Raw genomic sequence first — 25,250 nt, forward strand, 5'->3', positions numbered from 1 at the left:
ACTCGATGCAATTGGTAGATGCCGTAATTCCTGAACTCAACTTGAATACACGTATTGAGACATTAAAAGATGCCGAAAAAAAGATGTATTGACAATTGTCAATGATGCCTGTGTTGATCGCTCTACAATTGAGTTGATCAATCGCTTGCAAAGAGCAGGTGAGTTGTCTATTCGTGATTATGCCATGGTCGGCAATTGCACAAAAGAGGTCGATTATTTTATAGAACAAGGCACTGTAAAGACGAAGCTGTTGAACGTACGTTGGGTTATAGATATAAAGATACCGCTTTCGCTTCTGGAGGAAATGCGGTGAAACAAGAATATTCAAATATGTATAACCATTATGGTGCAATGGCCACGCCTGTTAACACCATGTATAGTTTAGCAAGAGAGTTATAACGCTCTGACTTTCAAATGAATACACATGCCATTGCTGACTCTGCCAATGCGGTTTTTTTAAGACCCTATCAAGATGCACTTTCAGGAAAAACCGATAGACGTTGGAAAATTGAACACGCTCAGGTAATTGATGAAATTGATTTCAATTTTTTTGAACAGGGTATTATACCCTCGATACAGCCGACCCATGCTACGAGCGACATGTACTTGATCGAAGATAGATTGGGCGATAAACGGATCAAGGGTGCTTACGCCTATAAATCGCTTTTAGATAAGGCAGGGTTAGTGGTTTTGGGCACTGATTTTCCGGTGGAGAAAGTTAGTTCGTTTCTAACTTTTTACGCAGCTGTGTCAAGACAGGATTTAGAAAGGCATCCTGATGGAGGTTTTTAAATGAACGAGGCATTATCTCGTGAAGAAGCTTTAAGGGGCGTGACTATTTGGGTAGCTTATTCCAATTTTGAAGAAGGTGAGAAGGGAAGTATTGAGGTAGGCGAGTCTGAAGATATCGCTATTCTTGATGAAGGTATTATGAGTGTGTCAACTTGAAAAAATACCTAGTATAAAAGTAGAGAAACCTATATTGATGGAATTGCGAGATAGGCCTATATTGAGCTAAAATAGAGTGTAATGAATAAAAAAAACCGAAGTGATCACTTCGGTTTTTTATTATAGGTTTCAGGAAGTTTTACATCTTGGAAAAAGTGATGGGTACAGCTACACGCGTTTTTTCCCATCCCATAACCATATGAGCGCCATTTTCAACTTCTTTAAATGCAATAGAAAACTCTTCAAGAGAGCTGCTATCGGCTTTGCTAGGTACACTTACTCTCAAAGCATCTGCACTTTCATCGTATGAATACGAGCCCCATTGGTTCAGTTTTTTGTTAAGAACTACGGTCCATTCGCTCTCGCCAGGAATAGTGAATAAAGAATAAGTTCCAGCTTTTATCGGTTTACCACCAACAGTTGCGTCGGTATAAAATTCAATTTCCGGAGCTTCATTTGCACCTGTTCTCCAAACCTCTCCGGCAGGAGCCAGTTCTGATAAAGACCTTCCTTTAAGTTGAGGTCTGCTATAGATAACACGCACAGATTTGTTCGCCACTTTGTAGTCGGTTGGGTAAGAAGCCATATCCATAGGGCTTTTGTCTAAGCCGCTAAATTTTTGAGCTGTGGCTTCGGTAGTAATAATCATGGCAATGGCCATAAATGCAATAAGAGATACTTTTTTCATAATCGTCAATTTGTAATCAATAAAACTAATTAGTATTCAATTTATTCTTAGCTAAAGAGTCGTTAAAATTAATGCTTCTTACAGAACGAACGATTTTTAATCCGATAAAAGAACAAAAATTATATTTTTATGCAATAAGTGTGTATTTTATTTCAATATGAAATGAATAAAGTAATTGTGTTTTTAAATTGAAAGATTAGGGTCATCTTTGCTTTCAAATTACAAATAATATAGATTGATATGTGTGGAATTGTATGTGCCTTTGATTTAAAAGAGAGTTCAGATGTTCTAAGACCTCAGTTGCTAGAAATGTCTAAGAAAGTTAGACATCGTGGTCCGGATTGGAGTGGAATCTATGCCGATGATAAAGCTATTTTAGCTCATGAGCGATTGGCTATTGTCGACCCGGCTTCCGGTAAACAACCCTTGTTCAGTGATGATGGAAAGCTTGTTTTAGCCGCAAATGGTGAAATTTATAATCACAGAGAACTTAGAAAACAGTTTGAGGGTACTTATAACTTTAAAACGGAATCGGATTGTGAAGTTATCCTTGCCTTATACCAAGAAAAGGGTCCGGAATTTTTAGATGAGATGAACGGTATTTTTGGTTTCACAATCTATGATGCTGAAAAAGACACTTATTTCATCGCTCGAGACCATATGGGTATTATTCCGTTGTATATCGGATGGGATCAAAACGGAACTTTTTACGTAGCTTCGGAATTGAAGGCTTTAGAAGGCACTTGTTCGAAAATTGAACTTTTTCCTCCAGGGCATTATTACCATAGTGATGAAGGGGAGTTCAAAAGATGGTATTCTAGAGATTGGATGGAATATGATGCGGTAAAGGACAACGAAACCAGCATTCAAGAAATTAAAGATGCTTTAGAAGCAGCAGTGCACCGTCAATTAATGTCTGACGTGCCTTATGGAGTTCTTCTTTCTGGGGGGTTGGATTCTTCGGTAACCTCGGCAATTGCCAAGAAATATGCGCAAAAGAGAGTTGAGACTGGCGACACTAAAGATGCCTGGTGGCCGCAATTGCATTCCTTCTCGGTAGGGTTGGAGGGTTCGCCTGATTTGGCAGCGGCGCAAAAGGTGGCGGATCATATCGGAACCGTACACCATGAAATCAAGTTCACCATTCAAGAAGGCTTAGATGCCATCAAAGATGTGATTTACAATCTTGAGACCTATGATATTACGACAATACGAGCTTCTACTCCTATGTACCTTATGGCTCGTGTAATCAAATCTATGGGTATTAAAATGGTGCTTTCAGGTGAGGGAGCAGATGAGCTTTTCGGAGGTTATCTTTACTTTCATAAGGCGCCCAATGCCCAAGAGTTTCACGAAGAAACCGTACGAAAGCTGAGTAAATTACACATGTATGACTGTTTAAGAGCCAACAAATCTTTGGCTTCTTGGGGTATCGAGGGTCGCGTACCATTCTTGGATAAAGAATTTATGGATGTAGCTATGCGCATCAACCCACAAGATAAAATGATCAATGGCGAGCGTATGGAAAAATGGGTGGTCAGAAAGGCTTTCGAAGACTATCTTCCAGAAAGTGTGGCCTGGAGGCAAAAAGAGCAATTCTCTGATGGAGTGGGTTATAGTTGGATCGATACCCTCAAAGAAGTGGTCAATACTGAAGTTAGCGATGAACAATTGGCAAATGCCAAGTTCCGCTTCCCGTTACAGACACCAACATCAAAAGAAGAGTTCTATTACCGTTCTATATTTGAATCTCATTTTCCTTCCGATGCAGCAGCCTTATGTGTTCCTCAAGAAGCCTCAGTGGCCTGTAGCACACAAATAGCCTTAGAATGGGATGAAGCGTTCAAGAACATGAACGATCCATCAGGTAGGGCCGTGGCAAAGGTGCATACCGATGCCTATGAGAAATAAGTTAATTTAATCTATATATTTATACAAACCCTTTCACGATTCGTGAAAGGGTTTGTTGGTTTAATTGATAGAGTAAGCCAACTTGCCTTTACTTTCTTTTGGAGGCATTGGTGTTGATTTAGAAGGTAAACTTTACAGGGATAATTTTCCACAAATATTGTTGATAACTTAGAGGTTAATAATGTGTCAAAACCCTATATTTCATGGGGTATTGCGTATATTTGCGAGATTGCCAAAAATTAAGTCTAACAACCTGTTAATTTTATGAGCGAAGAAGCGAATAGCAAAGACGAAAATAAAAAACAATATTCAGCGGATAGTATTCAGGCCCTTGAGGGTATGGAACATGTTCGCATGCGCCCCTCGATGTATATCGGTGATGTGGGTGTGAGAGGTTTGCACCATTTGGTCTACGAGGTCGTAGACAACTCCATAGATGAGGCCATGGGCGGCCATTGTGACGCTATTAGTGTTATTATAAATGAAGACAACTCGATTACCACTCGTGACAATGGTAGGGGTATTCCTGTTGATCTGCATAAAAAGGAAGGTATTTCTGCCCTTGAGGTGGTAATGACCAAAATCGGTGCTGGTGGTAAGTTTGATAAAGACTCCTATAAAGTTTCTGGTGGACTCCATGGTGTTGGGGTTTCCGTAGTCAATGCTTTGTCCGATAATCTAAAGGCTACCGTATATAGAGACGGTAAAATTTGGGAACAGGAATATGAGAGGGGTAAGGCGATGTATCCTGTCAAAAGTGTTGGTGATACAGAAGAAAGGGGTACAATGGTAACCTTTCATCCTGATGATCAAATTTTTCAGCAAACAATAGAATATAGTTATGAGACCTTGGCAAATAGAATGCGTGAGCTTTCTTTTTTGAACAAAGGGGTGACTATAAGTATAACTGACAAGAGGCAGAAAGATGATAAGGGAGAGTTTCTATCCGAAACTTTTTATTCAGATGAAGGCCTCAGCGAGTTTGTTAAATTCTTAGATGGAACGCGTGAGCCTTTGATCCAGAATGTAATCGCTATGGAAGGCGAGAAAAATGGTATTCCTGTTGAGGTCGCGATGGTGTATAATACCAGTTATACCGAAAATTTACATTCTTACGTCAACAATATCAATACTCACGAGGGAGGTACCCATCTATCTGGGTTTAGAAGAGGTCTGACCACTACGCTCAAGAAATATGCTGATGCCTCCGGAATGTTGGAGAAGTTGAAATTTGAGGTTCAAGGAGATGATTTTAGAGAGGGTCTTACGGCCATTGTATCTGTAAAAGTAGCAGAACCTCAGTTTGAAGGGCAAACAAAAACTAAATTAGGTAACCGAGAGGTTTCTTCTGCGGTAAGTCAAGCAGTTTCAGAAATGCTGACCGATTATTTAGAGGAGAACCCTGACGATGCCAAGGTCATCGTACAAAAGGTTATACTCGCTGCCCAAGCACGTCATGCGGCTACCAAAGCTCGTGAAATGGTACAGCGTAAGACCGTGATGAGTATCGGCGGTCTACCTGGCAAGCTTTCCGATTGCTCTGAACAGGATCCTGCACAATGCGAAGTGTTTTTGGTAGAGGGTGATTCGGCAGGTGGTACGGCCAAGATGGGTCGAGACAGAAAGTTTCAGGCTATTTTACCTTTACGAGGAAAAATCTTGAATGTCGAGAAAGCGATGCAACACAAGGTTTTTGAAAATGAAGAGATCAAGAATATCTATACGGCCCTTGGGGTGACCATTGGTACAGAAGAAGATAGTAAGGCTCTGAACTTAGAAAAGCTTCGATATCACAAGGTGGTGATTATGTGTGATGCCGATGTCGATGGTAGTCACATTGAAACTTTGATTCTCACCTTCTTTTTCCGTTATATGCGCGAACTAATCGAAGGAGGTCATGTTTATATTGCTACTCCACCTTTATACTTGGTTAAGAAGGGTACCAAGAAACGTTATGCATGGTCTGATAAAGAGCGAGATGAAATCGCTGAAAGCTATAGTGGAGGGGTTGGTATTCAACGTTACAAGGGTCTTGGTGAAATGAACGCTGAGCAACTTTGGGACACTACTATGAATCCTGAGTTTAGAACACTTCGTCAAATTACTATAGACAATGCTACTGAGACAGATCGTGTATTTTCTATGTTAATGGGTGATGAAGTACCACCTAGAAGAGAATTTATCGAGAAGAATGCTGTTTACGCTAATATTGACGTTTAAACGGATATTTTCGAAAAAATAAAAAGCCGTAGTCATAACGACTGCGGCTTTTTTGCGTATTTGAACCTAGTGAAATTTACTCTCGTACTGCTAAAATATTACCTTGTGCATCGGTGAGGGTAGCGCCATTTGCCGATGATTTCATAGATACGATAAGGTCAGGCATATCGGTGCCAGGGTATGAAAGAGTGTAGGTGTCATTATCTACGCTCCATTCAAAGTCTGTTTTGAAAGTAATCGTACCGTTATTTTTTTCGTGGTATCTGCCTAAATAGGCATCATTAAAAATCCACTCTTGTCTTAGAGTTTCTTCTTTTGCTGTTGAGCTTGATGATTTAAGTTCTATATCAGACCATATGCCAATCACTTCATCATTGTTTTCAGGTATTCTGGAGCAGTTACTGACCAGAATAATCGCCACTATGGCTAAAAATGAAAAGAGCTTTTTCATTACTGTAGGTTTTTTTGATTCGGGGTTTAATGAATTTAGAACGGTCATATTTCAATTGGTATTGCTAAAATTCGATGTACGACGCTAATTGTCTTTTATCTTCGTTAAACCGCATATTTTTTTAACAAGGATGTAGTTCGTCGATATTCTCAAAATTTATTTTTTTGTGTATTTAGCTTCCTTTTACAATACTATTATAGTAAGATTGTTTATTTTTGAAATCCTTTGAAAAATGGGGGTTTGCAGCCCTAAAACCATATTTTTTTTGGGTTTTTTCGGGGGAAATAGAGGATTTTTAACTAATCATTAAATAAGTACACATGAAAGTTACCGTAGTAGGTGCAGGGGCAGTAGGCGCAAGTTGTGCAGAATACATTGCCATTAAGAATTTTGCTTCAGAAGTAGTTTTATTAGATATTAAAGAGGGTTATGCAGAAGGCAAGGCGATGGACTTGATGCAGACCGCTTCTTTAAATGGTTTTGATACCAAGATTACAGGGGTTACCAACGATTATTCGCAAACGGCCAATAGTGATATAGCTGTTATTACTTCTGGAATCCCTAGAAAACCTGGAATGACCCGGGAAGAGTTGATAGGCATCAACGCAGGTATCGTAAAATCTGTTTCTGCTAGTTTAATCGAGCATTCTCCGAATGTGACCATGATCGTTGTTAGTAATCCTATGGACACTATGACGTATTTGGTTCATAAGACCACTAACTTGCCAAAAAATAAAATTATAGGTATGGGCGGGGCTCTTGATAGTGCTCGTTTTAAATACCGTTTGGCCGAGGCTCTTGAAGCACCCATTTCAGATGTAGATGGTATGGTTATCGGCGGTCATAGTGATGTGGGTATGGTACCCTTGACTTCACATGCGACAAGAAATAGTATTAGGGTTTCCGAATTCTTGAGCGAAGATAGATTGCAACAAGTCGCCGAAGATACTAAAGTGGGTGGTGCTATACTAACAAAGCTTTTAGGTACCAGTGCATGGTATGCACCTGGTGCGGCCGTATCTGGTTTAGTTCAAGCCATAGCTTGCGATCAAAAGAAAATTTTCCCGTGCTCTACACTTCTTGAAGGTGAGTACGATTTAAATGATATTTGTATCGGTGTGCCAGTTATTTTGGGTAAAGATGGGATCGAGAAAATTGTTGATATTCCACTGAGTGATGCCGAAAAAGCGAAAATGCAAGAAAGTGCAGAAGGTGTGTCAAAAACAAATGGTCTTTTAGAGTTGTAATTTTTATACTTATATACATTTGAGAAACCCTTTGTAGCTGAACTACAAAGGGTTTCTTGGTGTAAGAAGAGATAAGCTTCAGATACATATATTGTAGAAAATATACTACCTAGCATATTTTTCTTTTTATATTTGCCGCATGAATGCGAAATGGTGCGTAAGTACTTTATGTATTATTCTAGCCCTATTGGGCTTAAGTCAAGAGCAAAAGAAGGCTTCTAACCAACAAATTTCTTTACAATTTGAAGGTGTAGAACTAGCTTCTGAAACTGTTCATGATGAGGTTTTGGCGGTTATTACCGAGAAGCTCCAAGTCTTAGGTGTCGATGCTATCGAAATCATAGAAAATGACGCCAAGCAATTAAGTATTCGTTATTATAGTGACGTTGATGCAGATAGCGTTAAGAAATTTCTCTCGGAGGAAAATCAGTTCACATTAGCTGATGAAGAAGAGTTTCCTTCCGATTACCCTAAAGAACAACTTCCGGAAAAGTATAAATTGGTCGTATCTGACCTTCATCAACAAGTCGATAGTGGTTTCACCTTTAATGGAACGCTTGTTTCCCCTCAAAAGCATAAAGATAATTTACTTGGTAATCCGATAGTTCTACTGATTAACCAAGCTATAGGCGTCGAGCTAAGCGCTAACCTAGATCTAGCGTATAAGATTAATAGAAATATTGCTCTTGCAATTGACAGAACTTCACAAAACATTCCTGAAGTAAGGGCAGGCCCTTATGAATATGGAAATAGCTAATTTCTATTAAAAGATACCCCTAAGGGCATAATTACTTTATGCAAATGTGATTTGCCTTGGGTTTTAAACTTCACAAATCGTAATCAACACAAATTAAATAACTAGCAAAATGCAAAATAAAGGACTTATAAAACTTTTCGCCCTATTGTTCGGGCTGGTAAGTATTTATCAATTATCCTACACTTTTATCACCAACAAGGCTGAAAATGATGCTGAAGCATTTGCGGTAAACCGCATTTCAGAGTCTGAAGAAGGATATATAGCGAAACGCGAAACATTAGAAGCACAATACCTTGACTCAATTGGTGATAACTCTATTCTTGGTTATACGAACTACAATGAGGCTAAGAAGAAAGAGCTGAATAAGGGTCTTGACCTTAAAGGTGGTATCAATGTAACTCTACAGATTTCCGTTAAGGATATTTTGAAAGGATTGGCCAACAATACTAAAAACCCTGTTTTCAACAAAGCTCTAGCTGATGCTGACTCGGCTTCTAAGAATAGTGATAACACCTATGTCGAACTTTTCTTTGAAGCTTGGGATGATATCAAAGGCGAAACCAAATTAGCGTCGCCTGATATATTTGCCAATAAGAGCTTAAGTGACGAAATCAATTTTCAAATGAGCGATGATGAGGTTAAGCCCATCATCCGTAGAAAGATAGATGAATCGATTGTGTCTGCTTTTGAGGTACTGCGTGAGCGTATCGATGGTTTTGGTGTTACTCAGCCTAACATTCAGCGTGAAGGTAATTCTGGGCGTATTTTGGTCGAATTGCCCGGTGCTAGAGATATAGCCAGAGCACAAGATTTATTATCCAGTACTGCACAATTGGAGTTTTGGGAAACCTATGTTCCGAATAATCCTGAACTGCAAGGTTTCTTTTTTCAAGCGAACGAGAAACTGAAAACCCTAATTGAAGCCGATGAGGTTGAAGAGCCTGTTAAAGAAGAGTCAGAATTAGATTCTTTATTATCGGATGTTTCACAAGATTCTTTGGACCTGGCAGGTCAGCGCAACCCGTTATTCGATAAATTTCAATTGGGTGCACCTAGTTATGCTGTTGGTGTAGCTGCCGTAAAAGATACTGCTGAGATCAGTTCTTACTTAAAGATGAAAGAGATTCGCCGATTACTACCGGCAAACATGCAGTTTGTGAAGTTTTTGTGGGAGAGACCTTCAGAAGATTCTGAAATAGTAGAGCTGTTTGCACTTAAATCTAATCGTGATGCCACCCCTAGAATTAGTGGAGATGTGGTCAGTGATGCAAGAGACGATTTTGATTTGGGTGGTAAGCCCGCGGTTTCTATGACCATGAACACCAAGGGTGCCAAAGAGTGGGAAGAGCTAACAGGCGACGCCTACAATAATAGAACCGGTATTGCTATTGTTTTAGATAATAAGGTTTATACTGCACCTGGAGTTTCTTCAGGGCCTATATCTGGAGGGCGTTCAGAAATTACGGGAGATTTTACCGTGAACGAAACCAAGGATATTGCTAACGTTTTACGTGCGGGTAAACTACCGGCATCTGCTGAAATCATTCAAGCGACCATCGTAGGCCCGTCTTTGGGTCAAGAGGCTATTGATAGCGGTTTTAAGTCTTTCATGATAGCCATGGCTTTCGTGTTAATTTGGATGATATTTTACTACGGTAGAGCTGGGGTATTTGCAGACATCGCATTGCTTTTGAACATTCTTTTGATTTTTGGTGTCTTGACCAGTTTAGGTGCCGTACTTACGCTTCCTGGTATAGCCGGTATTGTACTTACGATTGGTATGTCGGTGGATGCGAACGTACTTATTTTTGAACGTATTAAAGAAGAAATAGCAAAAGGTAAAGGCAAATCACAGGCCGTCGCCGATGGTTTCAGTAATGCCCTCTCTTCGATTTTAGATGCGAATATCACCACCGGGTTAACGGCAATCATTCTGTTTATTTTTGGGTCTGGGCCAATTAAAGGTTTCGCGACCACATTAATTATTGGTATTGTTACTTCATTGTTTACTGCAATATTCATTACCCGACTTTTAGTAGATTGGTATTTGAGTGGTAAGACAAGAAGATTGGATTTTTCGACCGGCATTACCAAAAATCTCTTTCAGAATATAAATATCGACTTCTTATCGAAGCGTAAGTTCGCGTATATTTTTTCTGCCGTTTTGGTCGGGATTGGGGTATTCTCTTTACTCACTAACGGACTTCAAGAGGGTGTTGATTTTGTTGGGGGGCGTTCGTATCAAGTTAGATTTGAACAACCTGTAAATTCTTCTGAAATTGCTTCTGAACTTAATGATGTATTTGGAAGCGGTACCAATGTGAAGACTTTTGGGGAAGACAACCAGATTAAGATTACCACTCCGTATAAAGTGGATGTCGAAGGGTTAGAAGTCGATAACGAGATTCAAGATAAGCTTTATACTTCTTTGCAAAAATACCTGCCAGATGGTATGAGCAAACAAGAATTTATATCGATTAGCGAAGAAGATCAAATAGGTATTATGCAGTCTACCAAGGTAGGTCCCACGATAGCCGATGATATTAAGAATAATGCATTCTTGGCCATTATTGGTTCTCTAGCGGTTGTTTTCTTATATATTCTTTTACGTTTTCAAAAGTGGCAATTCTCGCTTGGTGCGGTTGCAGCTGTTTTTCATGACGTTATGATTGTATTGGGAATTTTCTCTTTATTCGGTACGATTATGCCTTTTAACATGGAAATCGACCAAGCCTTTATTGCGGCTATACTTACCGTTATTGGTTACTCGCTAAATGATACCGTGGTCGTATTCGACCGTATTCGTGAGATTATCGGAGAGAAAGGATGGAGAGGCGGAGCCAATATCAATTTGGCATTGAACAGTACGCTAAGTAGAACCTTAAATACTTCGATGACAACATTGGTGGTATTATTGGCGATATTTGTCTTTGGCGGCGAATCGCTGAGAGGTTTTATGTTCGCAATGATAATCGGTATTATCGTGGGTACATACTCATCATTGTTCATTGCAACGCCTGTTATGTACGATACATTGAACAAGAGTCTGAAGTCTGGTGAAAAAGTACCTGCTGAAGAGTCTTAGGTGAAGAAAGTAAACTCATATTATAAATTACAGAAAGCCACTTTAAAAGTGGCTTTCTTTGTATAGAAGGTGTTAGCGGGTGGTTATAGTACTCTTCCTGTTGAACCGTTTTTACTCATATCAAGCCTGTAAATGTAATCAGGCTTTAAGCCAGGTTCTTTTCTGTGTGATACGAATACCGTTGTGGTCGTACTTTCTTTAGCGAATTTATTAACAAGGGATACGAACAACATTGCACTTGCATCATCAAGCCCTGCCGTGGGTTCATCGAGTATCAATAAAGGAGGATGTTTGATCATGGCCCTAGCGCACATTATCAATCGTTTTTGACCCATAGTCAAATCATGAAATAATTTGTCTTTAACATCCCAAAGATCAATGAGTTTCAGCCATTCTTTGGCTAGGCGTAATTGTACTTCGGTAGGCCTAACATAGAGCCCGATAGAATCGGTAAGCCCCGAAATAATCATATGCTCTACAGAATGATAGCCCGTAAATTTATCGGTAATCGAAGGGGTGAAATATCCTATAAGTTTTTTGATTTCCCAAACACTTTCTCCGCTTCCTTTTTTATGGCCAAAGATAAAAAGTTCTTGACCATAGCCTTTTGGGTTATCGCCTGTTATCATTGATAATATAGTGGTTTTTCCACTACCATTATTCCCACGCAACTCCCAAAACTCTCCCTTTTTAATAGTCCATTGAATATGGTTCAGAATAGGCTTTTTTCCATATTTTACTTCGACTCCATCTAAGCGAATAAGCACATCATCTTTAATTTCATAACTTTTTTCAGGCTGGGGAATCTCACCATCAAAAACACTGTTTAAATTGGTTTCTAACGCTTCGGATTTGTTTTTGTAAAAAATAAGGTTTGAATCCTCTAATGAAGCAAAGTTTTCGATAAATGGTAAAAGGTCGACCTTTCTACTGATGAGCTGAACAATACTTATTTTTTCTGATGCGTCAAGTAATAAACTTTGTAGCCTTTCTTGGCTTTCAATATCAATATTATCAAAGGGGTTATCTAGAATCAGAAAATCTAAATTTGATTTCAGCAAATGGTTGAGCAAGGCTTTTTTTTGTTCTCCGCTAGACATTGATTTTAAAGATTGATCTTTGTTGGTATCAATAATTCTAGTGTCGTGTCGGTCTTCTTCGTCAATATATTTATCTAATACTTTCTTGGCGTACAATCCACCTTTAGAATTATTGAATACATTAAAGTTTAAACCTGCTTTACCTTGCAGTAAGGTATCTATAAGCTGATTCTTATTAGATGTATTATCAATAAAAATTGCCCAGTGTTTTTTGCTCATAAATGTATTCTATAGATGTAAACTTTGTTATTGCTGTAGGTGGTGGTATTATCTATGTGCATGCCCAAGGATGATGCAACTTTTTGTGAAGGTGTATTGTGTATTTGAATGATTGAAATCATTGTCTCTGACAACTGCTGCTCACTTACGTACGCTTTGCACCTTTGTGCAGCTTCCTTGGCAAAACCTTTACCCCAGTAGGTAGGTAATAGGGAATAGGCAATTTCCAATTCTTCTTGATGGTCTACCTTTTGAACCAGAAGGCCGCTTAATCCTACTAACTTATTGTTAGCTTTTGATATGAGTGCGTTCATTCCGCCCAAACCTTTTTCATAACGTTCGAAGATTCGATCAAACTGTTGTTGACAGGCTAAATATGGATTTTCTGGTAGACCTTCCCAATATTGAGAAGTGCGTTTATCTTCATGAAACGGAAGCCAGTCTTCAAAGTCTGATTTCAACACTTTTCGAAACAATAGACGCTCCGTTTCTTGGTCTTCCAGCAATAAACTAGTCAAAATATTAAAGTTTTTCGTAATCGATACGATCTCCGATTTTAAGTCCCCATTGGGCTACGAGACCTGAGTTTACTTCAAGAACGTATTGAACAGGTATTTTAGATGAAAGGCTAGATTCATTTAGAGGTTGTGCATTTTCTTGAAAACTACCTATGGTCAAGTCTTCTTTAATAAAAATGAGATCTAAGGGGAACTCGGTATTTTTCATGTAAAAAGAATGCATCGCCACATCAGTAAAAACGAAAAGCATACCTTGATTAGCATCCATGCTGCTGCGATACATTAGGCCTGTCTGCGTTTCATACTCCGAATCTGCAATCTCAATATTTAATTTAGTCAATAGAGAATCGGAGTTGGCCCTAAGTATTCTTAGTTCACCTTCTTTCTTAAAAGCGACTTCTGCTTTTTTAACGACTCTTTTTGGTTCGTCTTTACAAGACCAGGTAATCAGTGCTATAAAGAAAATTGTAAGAAGTGTGTTCAGAAGCTTCATAATGATATTTGTACTTGACAACAATTCTATTTTGGGTCGATTCTTATTTACCCTTTTTGAGGTTTAAACATGAAATAAAGACCGATTATAATAAATGGAATACTCAACCATTGGCCGGTAGAAAGTAAGCCTAGCGACTCTTCAAAACCGCCTTGGCTTTTCTTTACGAACTCAACAAAGAAACGTATCGTCCACAGTAATACTAAGAATACGCCGAACAGATAACCGGTTCTGTTCTTTTTGTCGGTTTTCCAATAGAGAAAATAGAGTATTGCAAAAACAAAGATATAAGCTATACCTTCGTACAATTGGGCTGGGTGCCGGTAGGGAATCTGAGCTAAATATTCAGAAAATTGTGGATTGTTTTCAATGGCATCATATGCTGCGTTAACTGTTTTTTCTTTAGTAATGCCCAAGGCTTGGGAAGGGTGCAAATCGTCGGAATCTCTTATGAACTTCGTTGCAAAAACGAAAGATTCATCGGTAACCTTACCGTTGATTTCAGAGTTGAAAAAGTTACCCAATCGAACACAAAATGCACCTATAGCGAACGGAATTACCATTCGGTCTAATAACCAAAGAGGTTTCATGTCAGGGTATTTTTTGGCATATAAATAAGTGCCGATCAATACGCCAATAATCGCACCATGACTTGCTAGCCCGGTAAAGCCCGTAAACTCATAACCGTTGATAAAGCCAAATAGTGTACCATGGGCCCTCTCTCTAATGGGCAAAAGAATTTCCAATAAGTGATTCTTATAATAAGGCCAATCATAAAAGAAAACATGACCCAATCGAGCACCTAGCATTGTTGCCAAAACGGTATGAATGAATAATGAATCGAGTTGTTCCACCGTTTTTTTCTCATTGGTAAAAATCTTCTTCATTAAAAACCACCCAAGACCAAAAGCGGTAATCCATAAAAGATTGTAATATTTAATTTGGAGCGGACCTAAAGAGAAGAGGGTTTCATTCGGATTCCAGATAATACCTAAATAGTGCATGTATTGGATTTTATAGGGCTAAGATAAGAATTTCGCTTAGGGCTTAAGTAAAGTTTCGAATTTTATGTAATAACTTGATTTGTCGTTTTTCGAGTTTTTTAAATTTAATATTCTGCCAAAATAAATTTCATGGTACGGGGTCGTACCCTTTTCCTCCCCAAGGGTTGCAGCTGAATATTCGTTTGATTGAAAGCCAGCCCCCTTTGAAAAGCCCATGTTTTCTTAAAGCTTCTAAAGTATAGTGAGAACAAGTTGGCGAATATCGACAGGCAGCCGGGGTGTAGGGTGAAATGACCAACTGATAAAACCTGATCAAAAGTATGAAGGGAGCTATCAGAATCTTTTTCACCTTTTTAAATTTAAAAAAATAGGATTTTTGCCCTATAAATCATGAACAATTTATTGTATGCTAAAAGTGGTGCCTTCTTTGCCATCTTTCAGTTGAATACCCATCTCGGCCAATTGGTCACGAATTTTATCTGAAGTGGCAAAATCTTTATTGTCTCGAGCTTCCTTTCGTAAATTGATTAATAATTCTACCACACCTGAAAGCTTTTCAGTGTCTTTTCCGTTTGCGGCACCTTGTTCTAGGCCTAGAATTTCAAATATAAAGGCATTCAAAGCATTTTCAAGCGATGTTTTGTCCGTAGCCGATATCTGTTCTTTACCTTCTTTAATTAAGTTGATGTGCTTAACCGCGTCAAAAAGATGCGCTATTAAAATGGGCGTATTGAAATCGTCGTTCATTGCATCATAGCATTTCTGCTTCCATGCTTCTACATCAAAATCGCTTGTACCGGCTGTATCTAAATCCTTTAGCAAATTGAAGGACTCCATCAACCTATTGAATCCTTTTTCTGAAGCCAGAAGCGCATCGTTACTCAAGTCTAATATGCTAGTGTAGTGCGCTTGCATCATAAAAAATCGAACTACCGAAGGAGTAAAAGCCTTACTGAGTATATCGTTCTCACCAGTGAAAATTTCACCCGGCAAAATATTGTTGCCTGTTGATTTGGCCATTTTTTTGCCGTTCATCGTCAGCATATTGGCATGCATCCAATAATTTACGGGAGACTGGCCATAACTGGCTTCAGCCTGTGCAATTTCACATTCGTGATGCGGAAACTTAAGATCCATTCCCCCACCATGTATGTCAAAGGTCTCACCTAGATATTTTGTGCTCATGGCCGTACATTCCAAATGCCAACCCGGAAAACCATCTCCCCATGGGGAAGGCCACCTCATAATGTGCTGTGGCTCCGCTTTTTTCCAGAGAGCAAAATCTTGCGGACTCTTTTTATCGTCTTGCGCCATTAGCTCACGCGTATTGGCGATCATGTCTTCAAGTTTTCTTCCGCTTAGCTTACCATATTCATGGTCTTCGTTAAATCGGGTCACATCAAAATAGACCGATCCGTTCACCTCATAGGCATAGCCTTTTTCGAGAATATCTTTAATGATCTCAATCTGTTCGATAATGTGCCCGGTGGCAGTCGGTTCAATGCTCGGGGGTAAAAAATTGAACTTTTCAAGAATATTGTGAAAGTCTATGGTGTAGCGTTGAACGACCTCCATAGGTTCGAGCTTTTCCAAGCGTGCTTTTTTCGCGATTTTATCTTCCCCATCTTCAGCATCGTCTACCAAATGCCCGGCATCGGTAATATTTCGAACATACCTTACCTTAAAACCTAAATGTTTTAAATACCTGAAAATCATATCAAAAGACATAAAGGTTCGGCAATTGCCCAAGTGCACGTTGCTGTAGACTGTTGGTCCGCAAACATACATGCCTATATGGCCTTCGTTAATGGGTTTGAAGTTTTCTTTAGTACCGGTAAGGGAGTTGTATATTTTTAAAACCTGGCTTTCGTAAAGTGGCATTGATATCTAAATGCGATTAGAAGTTGGTATCTAGGTTGATGTAATCTAAAAATTCGCGACGAACAGACTCTTCTTTGAATTTGCCCCCGTATTCTGCGGTAACCGTGCTACTGTCAATATCACGTATTCCGCGTGAGTTTACACAAAGGTGTTTGGCGTCAATAACGCATGCCACATCATCGGTTTCCAATACTTTTTGAAGTTCTCTAACGATTTGAATATTCAAGCGCTCTTGAACTTGTGGTCGTTTGGCGTAATAATCAACGATACGGTTCATCTTTGATAATCCGACTACGTTTCCGCTGGAGATATAAGCGATATGTGCCTTGCCGACGATGGGCAATAAATGGTGCTCACAGGTAGAATAAAGAGTGATGTTTTTTTCAACTAACATCTCCCCATACTTGTACTTATTGTCAAAAGTCGAAGATTTCGGTTTTCGGTCAGGGTGTAATCCACCGAAAATTTCTTTTACATACATTTTGGCAACCCGATTCGGGGTTCCTTTCAAACTATCATCATCAAGGTCAAGGCCAAGAGTTAGCATTACTTCACGAATGTTTGCCTGTATACGCTCTATTTTTTCCTCATCGGTCAAAACAAATGCATCGTTTCGTAAAGGGGTGTCTTCAGATGCGGAAATATGGTCGTTTCCCATCTCTTCAAATTGCTTTTCCAAAATACTGTCAATTTTCATCTACTCAATTCTTTTCTCGTTCAAATCAATATTAAAGTGGCAATCTTCAGAAAAGCAGAAGGTTACAACTTCACACTAACTTGACCAAAACGAGGGGCAAAGATATACATTATATGGCACTTTACGACCTATTATGCCGTAGTACACAACATAAATTGGTGTTAAGGTTTCTTGCGCCGTAAATTTACTTTACCCAATGTTGAACCTACTAATGTATAGAAATAAACTACTATTGTTTTTTTTGCTGATCTACGGAATATCGTCGGTCATAGCGCAGGTATCACCTGATTGTGTCAATGCGATTCCTATTTGTAACGATACACCGGTAAATGGTGGAACCAACGGTTTTGGTGAAGATGATTTCAACGGATTGGGTACTAGCGGTTGTTTAGAGCAGACCCTTGAAGGAACTATAGAGTCAAATTCAGCATGGTACCGTTTTCGAACAGGCGCTTCGGGCCAGCTAGGCTTTAACATTGGGATTGATACCAATGAAGATTGGGATTTTGCACTTTACAGAACAGATGACTGTAATAATTTGGGAGAGCCTGTACGCTGTAATTTTTTCGATAACCAAGATGAAAATGCTTTTGTCGGAGTAGGGGAAGATCCTTCGGGAAATAATTCGAATGTGCAGTATGAAGATTGGTTGCAAGTAGAACCTGGAGAAGATTATTATTTGCTGATTAACAACTTTAGTAATAATAATTCTGGATTTAGCATTCAATTTTCAGGTCATATTTTTGTCACCAACCCTTTCGACGCTCTTGACTGTTCTATTATCAATAATCTTTTAGGTCCGCCAATTTCTGCTTGTGAGGGTGATAATATTGTGTTAGATGCCGTCACATCTGATGCAATAGCTTACAACTGGTTTATAGATTCCGGAGCGGGTTTCGATCCGATTATTGGTGAAAATAATAGCACTTTGCAAGTTACCAATTCGGCATTCTATCGAGTAGAAGTGGTTAGGGCTTTGGGTAATATATACAGCGATGTACAAGTATATTTCTCTACCAGGCCGGTGACGAATGCAGTTTCAGATGACGCTTCTTGCACTGGACTTGACGTGTATAATCTCGGACAGAAAGATGACGAAGCCTTGGGTAGTCAGAGTAATGACAATTTTTTGGTCAGTTATTATCTATCACAATCTGACGCCGTAAATGCTGAAAATGTTTTACCCAAAGAATATGATGCCGGTTCAGGTTCTCAAACTATATATGTCAGGGTTACTTCTATCGATAATCCAAAATGTTTTGATGTGTCCCAAAGTTTTCAGCTTATCAACTTAATGACCCCTGAGTTAGATTTTTCTACGGATATCTATTTGTGTCAAGAGGATGGTGGCGTAACTATAGGCGAAGACCAACCTGATTCAAACTTTTCATATTCTTGGGATAACGGAGAAACAACTCCCACCATTATAGTTGCCCAAGAGGGGAAGTATACTTTGGAAGTTACCAATACCCAATCAGGGTTAAGTTGTAGTGACTCTAGAACCATTACTGTTACGAACTCAAGGCCACCCCAAATTGTAGATATTCAAATTGACGACATTCAGAATAACAATACGATAACTGTTTTTACTGGTGATGCAGGGGGCGTTGAATTTCAATTAGATGACCATCCTTATCAAGAAGGGAATAAGTTTTATCAGGTGCAGCCTGGTTTGCATACGGTTACGGTCAACGACCCAAATGGCTGTGGGGCCGTAAGTGAAGATGTTATAGTAGTTGGTTTTCCGAAGTTCTTTACACCAAACTCCGATGGATCCAATGATTTTTGGCATATCGAAGGTATCGAAACTTTAGAATCGCCCATCGTTCATATCTATGACCGTTTCGGTAAACTTCTTGCTCAGCTAAATTCTACTAGCCAAGGGTGGGATGGTTCTATTAATGGCAAACCATTGCCGGAAACGGATTACTGGTTCAAACTGACCTATACCGATGTAAATGGTCAGACCGTTACGGCCAAATACATTAATAATCATTTTGCACTCAAGCGATAAACCGTTTTCTCATAGGGCCGTTTTTTAATAAGAATTTAAATTCGACGAAATACAACCTTTCAGGTCACGTTTTATCGATTAAACGTCTGTTTCTTCCGCTAAAACATACTAAATCAAGCACTAAACAGTTATATCTACAAGTCTATTCTTAGCCTCAGATTTTATGCGACTTCTATTAGCTCTAAGCTGCGTTATCCTATTTGGAATGGAGATGCACGCCCAAAATTCTCCTGATTGTCGAACCGCTATTCCGGTATGCGCGGATGCTCCTATTTTAGGGCGAGCAGATGGTCGAGGCGATATTGATGATTTTGATCTGGAAGTTATTACCGAAACGGGATGTTTGGAAAAAGGAAGTGTAAGCAACGCTAATATTGAGAATAATACATCGTGGTACGTTTTTCGTGCCGGTACTGGAGGTCAGGTCGGTTTCGATATTGAGGCGCTACCGGTTGTTGGTTCCAGTACAGTAACTGCCGAATGGGATTTTGCGGTCTACGGGCCTGATGTTGATTGTACCGCTATAGGTACTGGCCGAGTAGAACCGGTACGTTGTAATTATGAAGTAAACTCAACTCGGTTTACGGGGCTAGGCGTAAACCCCGAAGATGGTCAAACAGGTGCTCCTTCGACCACGCAGAACCTTAATACCTACGATGAATATCTCGATGTATTGCCTGGTGAAGTATACTATATATTGATTAATAATTTTAATACAAATTTTGACGATGAGGCCGAGGAGTTTATGTTGACCTTTACTGGTAATTCTGTAGAAGCAGACCAAAATACGGCACTTGATTGTACTTTAAGAGATGAATTTTTAGGGTTGGATATAACTGCATGCGAAGGTGATCCTGATATCACATTAAGCGCATTGAACTCACCAGCAGGCCCCGACATCGCAAATGTGGCATGGAGTGTTGATTTTGATGACGATGGAACTATTGACCAGCCATTAGGTTCGGGACCATCAGCAACCCAAATTTCGGTTTCAAGTCCGAATTCAGGAAGGTATTTTGTCGATATTACCACCGATGCAGGGGGGCATATTACCGATGATATTCTTATCACCTATTATGGTGTACCTGTTTTGGATAGGGTAGACCTTCTAAATACCAATCTATCCTTAGATCCTGATATGAATAATGTCGAAGTTATTGTAGATGGTGACGGAGATTATGAATATGCTATCAATGAGGGCGAATTTCAAGACGACCCTATTTTCAACGATGTGCCGCCAGGCGTTAATACCATTGTAATTAATGATAAAAATGGATGTGGAACTTCTGAGCCAGAAGAATTTTTAGTTCTAGGCTATCCTAAATTTTTCACCCCTAATGCAGACGGTGCTAATGATACTTGGAATGTTAAAGGTATTGAAACGTTAAGCAATGCTATCGTTTTTGTTTTTGATCGCTACGGGAAACTATTGGCTCAATTAGATTCTAATTCTGAATGGGATGGAACTTATAACGGTAAGTCAATGCCATCTTCCGATTATTGGTTCAGAATTGAATACCAACAGGACGAAGACGGCATACTGGTAGCAAAAAATACGAAAGCCAACTTCTCTCTAAAGAGATAACGGTCTTACTTCCTGAGAGATTGGGTTATCGCTAAATAACAGTTTAGAAATTCAAGGTATAACTTAAGCTGAAATTTGTATTTACTTGCGTTAATACCGCAGGATTATTAATTCCTGTTGAGAAAAAATATTGTAGCACATCTTGTTCGGTACGGTTAATTGCCAAATCAAGTTTGCTGCTTCCAAAGTTTAATCCAACACCTCCGGATATGCCCATGATGTCACCGACAATGTTATTATCGGCATAAGGGCTTTGTTTGTAACGATATCCAGCTCTAAGGCTTACCCGGCTTATTCTATATTCACCGCCTACCCTGAAAGATGATACGCCTCTAAGTACATCTGATATGTAAATATTTTCGTCGGCAAAGGCTGCATCACTTGTCGGTCTCAACTCTGCATTTGACATGTCTTGGTATGAATAATCAAAGCTTAGAAGTCCGTTTGCCCCGAAAACCGCAGCAATACTTCCGGTAAGTTTAGAAGGAGTTTTTATTTGGTAATCGAATAGGTTGAAATCGTTTAATTCAGAAAAGAAAAAACTCTCCTCTTTGTTAGGGTAGTTCGAATCTATGCCTTGTGCATAAGCATCGCTTAGTCGATACCATGTGGGAGATTGATAACTACCGCCCAACCTTATAAATTGATTCAATTTTGCAATAGCTCCAACACTCATAGAAAAGCCGGTGCCGTCGGTGCGTAATAAATTATCAAATGATGCGAAACGTAAATCATTATCGGTAGTAAAATAATCTTCTCGATATTGGTTCAACCTCTCGTATACTATTGTATGGAAATTTAAGGAAGCACCAAAGTGAAAGTTATCGCCATACTGGGTTGAAGCGTTTACTACGAATTTACTGTTGTAACCACTAACGGTCTGACGAAAATCTTGAGCTAAATCAGTATAACCTGCATTAGAAAAGTATGCCGTATTCTCGTCTTCATCAATTACCGGGTCAATAATTCCTGCTTGAAACCCTAGAAAAGCCTGTTGCCCAACAAAACCCAGCCCATTTGTAGCCCCTATATCTAAATAAGCGCTGCCAATGGTTTCACCTTGCTGAAGCTTAAGCGGCTGTAATGGTACGCCATCAGCAAAATTCAGGAAATAATTATCCAAGCCTTCTGTTCCAATTCCCCCTGAAATGTTAAGGTCATCAAAATTTTGTACCATATCATAGTTTACAGCTAGGGCGAATTTTTTCCACTTAGAACCGGAATCGGTAGTTTTAAAGACCAATGCCCCTCCAACCTGATTAATATCTAAAGTATTGGAATTCGCACTATTCAAACCGCCCCGATAATCAGAATCTGTATTTTGACGAAAATAGGTCGCAGATACTGTAAGCAAGTTATTGTTGAAAACCGAGCTTCCTGCTGGATTGATATTTAACGATGACATATCGCCGCCAAGTGCTCCAAAGGCACCACCCATCGCTTGAAAACGAGCGGTTCCCTGAAGATTTTCAGAACTATAGCGTAATACGTCGTCGATGTTCTGGGCATTCGAAATGAGACAAGCCATTAGCCCCATGAAAGTGAAAATTCTTTTCATTTATTCTGATTTTAAATAATAAGAGTATAGAGGTTATAATGGTTTGAGACATTAATTTCTTCTGCTACTTGAAGAGCTTGATCTAGAGGCGCCACCAGAAGACCTGCTTGAACTACTGCTTCGACCTGAACTATAACTTGAAGACCTACTGGTGCTACCAGATGACCTATAGCTACTTGAACGGGGAGCTGTACTTCTATAGCTTTGAGAACTTCTTGAAGTCGAACTTCGTGTAGTGGTGCTATTGCTACGTGACGTAGATGACCCACTTCGGTAAGTGCTGCTTCTTGGCGTTGTACTTCTATAAGTTTGTGAGCTTCTTGAAGAGCTGTTGTAACTTGGTGTAGACCTCGTACTTCTGCTGGTACGGTATAATCTGTTTTGGTCAACACCCACAGTTTGCCTAGATGCCGAAGAACTATTATTTCTACTATAATTTGATGAACTACGAGAAGTTGCCGTTCTATTTGCTCCTGTTCTTGTGGTGTTACCCGCATATCGAGAAGAAACTCGGTTTCTGTTGTTAGAAGCTAGAGCAGTATTAGAGTTGTTTCCGGTAATTGTATTTGTGTTATAACCACGTCGAGCACTATTGTAAGCATAATTTCTTCTACCGTAGTTGAAGTTGTTAAACCTGTTATAGTATCCGTAAGGAGGGCACCATGTTCCATAAACGCCCCAATTATAGCCATAATAACCTGCGTATCCGTATCCGTAATAACCACCGCCCCATCCCCATGGGCGATATCCGTATCTCCAAGGGCTAAAACCCCATCCACCATAGTAACCACCCCAACCCCAGTTGTTGAATAGGAAAGGAGAGCCCCAACCCCAGCCGGCCCAGCCGTAATTGTAATCATGAACTACAATGTTGACACCGGTGCTGTTATCGCCCCAGGCGGCATAACCTGCATAATCATTTTGATTGTCGTAATAATCGGTTAGCTCACCCTCGGTTATACTGTCGTTCTCAACAGTACTTGAATATGAATCGATATCGGTGAAAATCTCACCTTCGATCATTTCGGCCTGTTGACCAAAATAGTTGGAATAAACATCGCTGCTTTTTTCTTTAGGCTCAGTTTTTGGTTGCGTAGGTCTCTCAGCAGTTGCTTGATTGTCACTGGAGTATATGCCATCATTATCATAGTATGAAGCTGACTGGTACGAACCACATGACGCTATTAAAAGCGCTGTGAGTGAAAAAAAGGTGAGCGGGCGAAATTTCCGAAGGGGTAACGAATATATCATGGGTGCAATTTTTATTGTTGAACATAGTAAAAATAACTAGTTTTACCCAATTATTTCGATAACATAAACACAAGTTTTGTGCCAAACTACAGAGAATGGGTAAAAAATTGACCAAGCGTAGCGAAGACTACTCAAAATGGTATAATGAACTGGTAGTAGGAGCCGATTTGGCTGAGAATTCAGGGGTTCGTGGGTGTATGGTAATCAAGCCATATGGTTTCGCTATATGGGAGAAAATGCAGGCAGCGCTAGATAAAATGTTCAAGGAAACAGGTCACGAAAATGCCTATTTTCCTTTGTTCATTCCTAAGTCATATCTAAGTAAAGAGGCAAGCCATGTCGAAGGTTTTGCTAAAGAATGTGCCGTGGTCACGCATTACCGATTGAAGAATGCAGATGACGGAAGCGGAATTATCGTTGATCCCGAAGCCAAACTGGAAGAAGAACTTATTGTGCGACCTACTTCGGAAACAATTATTTGGGACACTTATCGCAGATGGATACAATCATATAGAGATTTACCTTTATTGATCAATCAATGGGCAAATGTGGTGCGATGGGAAATGCGTACTCGACTTTTTCTTCGCACAGCGGAATTTTTATGGCAAGAAGGGCATACGGCCCACGCTACCGAGAAGGAAGCTATCGAAGAAGCAGAGCAAATGATGAATGTGTATGCCGAATTTGCGGAAAATCATATGGCTATGCCTGTAATTAAGGGGTTGAAAAGTGAAAGTGAGCGCTTTGCAGGCGCTGTCGAAACCTATTGCATTGAAGCCTTGATGCAAGATGGTAAGGCTCTACAGGCGGGTACTTCTCACTTTTTAGGTCAAAACTTTGCTAAGGCCTTTGATGTCAAATTTGCGAACAAAGAAGGTAAACAAGAACATGTTTGGGCGACTTCTTGGGGAGTATCCACAAGATTGATGGGAGCCTTGATTATGACCCACAGTGATGATAATGGTTTGGTGCTGCCACCAAAACTAGCTCCGATTCAAGTAGTGATAGTTCCTATTTATAAAGGACTTGAGCAATTGGATGCAATTTCTGAAAAAGTAAATCTGTTGGTGAAAGAGCTCCGGTCTAAGGGAATTTCAGTGAAGTATGATAATCGCGACACACATAAGCCAGGTTTTAAGTTCAACGAATATGAACTTAAGGGCGTGCCTGTACGTTTGGCAATCGGGCAAAGAGATTTGGCCAATGGAACTTATGAAGTGGCACGACGTGATACATTGGAGAAGCATACGGTTTCTATGGATGAGGTCGTGGACAAAATTGAATTTTTACTAGAGGACATTCAAAATAATATTTATCAAAAGGCATTTGACTTTAAAGCTTCGAATATCACCGAGGTAAATTCATATGAAGAATTCAAATCGGTCTTAGAGGAAAAAGGGGGTTTTATCTCGGCCCACTGGGATGGAACCATAGAGACCGAAAATAGGATAAAGGAAGAGACCAAGGCAACGATTCGATGTGTGCCAATAGACGCTAAAATTGAGGAAGGAAGCTGTATTATAACAGGAAAAACATCAAATAAAAGGGTGCTCTTTGCAAAAGCTTATTAAAAAAATATAATCAGTTGTTGTGATAGTAAAAAATAATTGTATTTTTGCATCC

Annotated in this window: 20 protein-coding genes and 1 pseudogene; 10 read left to right on the plus strand and 11 right to left on the minus strand. The window is 39.6% G+C overall.

Annotation, left to right across the window (positions count from 1 at the left end; all coding sequences use genetic code 11):
• Nucleotides 1–88: 88 nt before the first annotated feature.
• Both IV512_RS13630 and IV512_RS13635 read left to right on the plus strand, forming a co-directional pair.
• The gene (locus IV512_RS13630) at nt 89–313 is read left to right on the plus strand and encodes a hypothetical protein (RefSeq protein WP_209404281.1); all 225 of its coding nucleotides are present in this window, start codon (nt 89–91) and stop codon (nt 311–313) included.
• 101 nt (nt 314–414) lie between these two features.
• Nucleotides 415–948 (plus strand): annotated as a pseudogene (locus IV512_RS13635) (amidohydrolase family protein).
• A gap of 139 nt (nt 949–1,087) precedes the next feature.
• Here the strand turns inward: IV512_RS13635 and IV512_RS13645 are convergent.
• Nucleotides 1,088–1,636, minus strand: a complete 549-nt coding sequence (locus IV512_RS13645) for a DUF2911 domain-containing protein (RefSeq protein ID WP_209404287.1) — start codon at nt 1,634–1,636, stop codon at nt 1,088–1,090.
• Nucleotides 1,637–1,876: 240 nt separating this feature from the next.
• On the opposite strand from IV512_RS13645, the gene asnB reads away from it, so the two are divergent.
• Both asnB and gyrB read left to right on the plus strand, forming a co-directional pair.
• On the plus strand, nt 1,877–3,547 hold the full coding sequence (gene asnB / locus IV512_RS13650) for an asparagine synthase B (RefSeq protein ID WP_209404289.1): 1,671 nt from the start codon (nt 1,877–1,879) through the stop codon (nt 3,545–3,547).
• 264 nt (nt 3,548–3,811) lie between these two features.
• A complete protein-coding gene (gene gyrB / locus IV512_RS13655; RefSeq protein ID WP_209404290.1) occupies nt 3,812–5,767 on the plus strand; it encodes a DNA topoisomerase (ATP-hydrolyzing) subunit B in 1,956 nt (651 codons plus the stop codon).
• A gap of 76 nt (nt 5,768–5,843) precedes the next feature.
• Here the strand turns inward: gyrB and IV512_RS13660 are convergent, their stop codons facing one another.
• Entirely contained in the window at nt 5,844–6,218 is a 375-nt protein-coding gene (locus tag IV512_RS13660) for a hypothetical protein (RefSeq protein ID WP_209404292.1), read from the minus strand.
• 320 nt (nt 6,219–6,538) lie between these two features.
• Here IV512_RS13660 and IV512_RS13665 point away from each other — a divergent pair, with 320 nt between their 5' ends.
• From IV512_RS13665 to secDF, 3 genes are all read left to right on the plus strand, one after another.
• A complete protein-coding gene (locus IV512_RS13665) occupies nt 6,539–7,465 on the plus strand; it encodes a malate dehydrogenase (RefSeq protein ID WP_209404294.1) in 927 nt (308 codons plus the stop codon).
• Nucleotides 7,466–7,604: 139 nt separating this feature from the next.
• Entirely contained in the window at nt 7,605–8,222 is a 618-nt protein-coding gene (locus tag IV512_RS13670; RefSeq protein WP_209404296.1) for a hypothetical protein, read from the plus strand.
• Between the two features lie 109 nt (nt 8,223–8,331).
• Nucleotides 8,332–11,307 (plus strand): protein translocase subunit SecDF, encoded by a 2,976-nt coding sequence (secDF, locus tag IV512_RS13675; RefSeq protein ID WP_209404298.1) that lies wholly within the window; start codon nt 8,332–8,334, stop codon nt 11,305–11,307.
• Between the two features lie 83 nt (nt 11,308–11,390).
• Here the strand turns inward: secDF and IV512_RS13680 are convergent, their stop codons facing one another.
• The 7 genes from IV512_RS13680 to folE all read right to left on the minus strand — a co-directional run bounded on the left by IV512_RS13680 (nt 11,391) and on the right by folE (nt 17,219).
• Complete coding sequence (locus IV512_RS13680; RefSeq protein WP_209404300.1) at nt 11,391–12,626, minus strand: ATP-binding cassette domain-containing protein; 1,236 nt, start codon at nt 12,624–12,626, stop codon at nt 11,391–11,393.
• Nucleotides 12,623–13,144 (minus strand): GNAT family N-acetyltransferase, encoded by a 522-nt coding sequence (locus tag IV512_RS13685; protein WP_209404302.1) that lies wholly within the window; start codon nt 13,142–13,144, stop codon nt 12,623–12,625. Before IV512_RS13685 ends, IV512_RS13680 begins: the two co-directional genes overlap by 4 nt.
• 4 nt (nt 13,145–13,148) lie before the next feature.
• Nucleotides 13,149–13,637 carry a DUF192 domain-containing protein gene (locus tag IV512_RS13690; RefSeq protein WP_209404304.1) on the minus strand — a complete coding sequence of 163 codons (489 nt, stop codon included), beginning with the start codon at nt 13,635–13,637 and terminating at the stop codon, nt 13,149–13,151.
• A gap of 47 nt (nt 13,638–13,684) precedes the next feature.
• Nucleotides 13,685–14,641: a prolipoprotein diacylglyceryl transferase gene (gene lgt / locus IV512_RS13695; protein WP_209404306.1), complete on the minus strand. Its 957-nt coding sequence runs from the start codon at nt 14,639–14,641 to the stop codon at nt 13,685–13,687.
• 127 nt (nt 14,642–14,768) lie between these two features.
• Nucleotides 14,769–14,990: a membrane protein insertion efficiency factor YidD gene (yidD, locus tag IV512_RS13700; RefSeq protein ID WP_100869343.1), complete on the minus strand. Its 222-nt coding sequence runs from the start codon at nt 14,988–14,990 to the stop codon at nt 14,769–14,771.
• 50 nt (nt 14,991–15,040) lie between these two features.
• Nucleotides 15,041–16,522, minus strand: a complete 1,482-nt coding sequence (gene cysS / locus IV512_RS13705; protein WP_209404308.1) for a cysteine--tRNA ligase — start codon at nt 16,520–16,522, stop codon at nt 15,041–15,043.
• Nucleotides 16,523–16,538: 16 nt separating this feature from the next.
• Nucleotides 16,539–17,219 (minus strand): GTP cyclohydrolase I FolE, encoded by a 681-nt coding sequence (folE, locus tag IV512_RS13710; protein ID WP_209404310.1) that lies wholly within the window; start codon nt 17,217–17,219, stop codon nt 16,539–16,541.
• Between the two features lie 196 nt (nt 17,220–17,415).
• Between folE and IV512_RS13715 the strand changes: the two genes are divergently transcribed.
• Together IV512_RS13715 and IV512_RS13720 are read left to right on the plus strand one after the other, a co-directional pair.
• Nucleotides 17,416–19,233, plus strand: coding sequence for a T9SS type B sorting domain-containing protein (locus IV512_RS13715; RefSeq protein WP_245224822.1), 1,818 nt, complete (start codon nt 17,416–17,418; stop codon nt 19,231–19,233).
• A gap of 163 nt (nt 19,234–19,396) precedes the next feature.
• Complete coding sequence (locus tag IV512_RS13720; protein WP_209404312.1) at nt 19,397–20,818, plus strand: T9SS type B sorting domain-containing protein; 1,422 nt, start codon at nt 19,397–19,399, stop codon at nt 20,816–20,818.
• 43 nt (nt 20,819–20,861) lie between these two features.
• Here IV512_RS13720 and IV512_RS13725 read toward each other — a convergent pair whose 3' ends face one another.
• A complete protein-coding gene (locus IV512_RS13725; protein WP_209404314.1) occupies nt 20,862–22,376 on the minus strand; it encodes an OmpP1/FadL family transporter in 1,515 nt (504 codons plus the stop codon).
• A 51-nt stretch (nt 22,377–22,427) separates the two neighbouring features.
• Nucleotides 22,428–23,627, minus strand: a complete 1,200-nt coding sequence (locus tag IV512_RS13730) for a hypothetical protein (RefSeq protein WP_209404316.1) — start codon at nt 23,625–23,627, stop codon at nt 22,428–22,430.
• Nucleotides 23,628–23,722: 95 nt separating this feature from the next.
• On the opposite strand from IV512_RS13730, the gene proS reads away from it, so the two are divergent.
• Entirely contained in the window at nt 23,723–25,198 is a 1,476-nt protein-coding gene (proS, locus tag IV512_RS13735) for a proline--tRNA ligase (RefSeq protein WP_209404318.1), read from the plus strand.
• Nucleotides 25,199–25,250 lie beyond the last annotated feature (52 nt).

It is taken from the genome of Pseudozobellia sp. WGM2 (genome assembly GCF_017810075.1).
Classification (GTDB): domain Bacteria; phylum Bacteroidota; class Bacteroidia; order Flavobacteriales; family Flavobacteriaceae; genus JADNYK01.

Bases quoted from the DNA above. Each gene is read 5' to 3' on its own strand.
- IV512_RS13645 (WP_209404287.1), bottom strand. From the start codon at position 1,636: ATGAAAAAAGTATCTCTTATTGCATTTATGGCCATTGCCATGATTATT.
- asnB (WP_209404289.1), top strand. From the start codon at position 1,877: ATGTGTGGAATTGTATGTGCCTTTGATTTAAAAGAGAGTTCAGATGTT.
- gyrB (WP_209404290.1), top strand. From the start codon at position 3,812: ATGAGCGAAGAAGCGAATAGCAAAGACGAAAATAAAAAACAATATTCA.
- IV512_RS13660 (WP_209404292.1), bottom strand. From the start codon at position 6,218: ATGAAAAAGCTCTTTTCATTTTTAGCCATAGTGGCGATTATTCTGGTC.
- IV512_RS13665 (WP_209404294.1), top strand. From the start codon at position 6,539: ATGAAAGTTACCGTAGTAGGTGCAGGGGCAGTAGGCGCAAGTTGTGCA.
- IV512_RS13670 (WP_209404296.1), top strand. From the start codon at position 7,605: ATGAATGCGAAATGGTGCGTAAGTACTTTATGTATTATTCTAGCCCTA.
- secDF (WP_209404298.1), top strand. From the start codon at position 8,332: ATGCAAAATAAAGGACTTATAAAACTTTTCGCCCTATTGTTCGGGCTG.
- IV512_RS13680 (WP_209404300.1), bottom strand. From the start codon at position 12,626: ATGAGCAAAAAACACTGGGCAATTTTTATTGATAATACATCTAATAAG.
- IV512_RS13690 (WP_209404304.1), bottom strand. From the start codon at position 13,637: ATGAAGCTTCTGAACACACTTCTTACAATTTTCTTTATAGCACTGATT.
- lgt (WP_209404306.1), bottom strand. From the start codon at position 14,641: ATGCACTATTTAGGTATTATCTGGAATCCGAATGAAACCCTCTTCTCT.
- cysS (WP_209404308.1), bottom strand. From the start codon at position 16,522: ATGCCACTTTACGAAAGCCAGGTTTTAAAAATATACAACTCCCTTACC.
- folE (WP_209404310.1), bottom strand. From the start codon at position 17,219: ATGAAAATTGACAGTATTTTGGAAAAGCAATTTGAAGAGATGGGAAAC.
- IV512_RS13715 (WP_245224822.1), top strand. From the start codon at position 17,416: ATGTTGAACCTACTAATGTATAGAAATAAACTACTATTGTTTTTTTTG.
- IV512_RS13720 (WP_209404312.1), top strand. From the start codon at position 19,397: ATGCGACTTCTATTAGCTCTAAGCTGCGTTATCCTATTTGGAATGGAG.
- IV512_RS13725 (WP_209404314.1), bottom strand. From the start codon at position 22,376: ATGAAAAGAATTTTCACTTTCATGGGGCTAATGGCTTGTCTCATTTCG.
- IV512_RS13730 (WP_209404316.1), bottom strand. From the start codon at position 23,627: ATGATATATTCGTTACCCCTTCGGAAATTTCGCCCGCTCACCTTTTTT.
- proS (WP_209404318.1), top strand. From the start codon at position 23,723: ATGGGTAAAAAATTGACCAAGCGTAGCGAAGACTACTCAAAATGGTAT.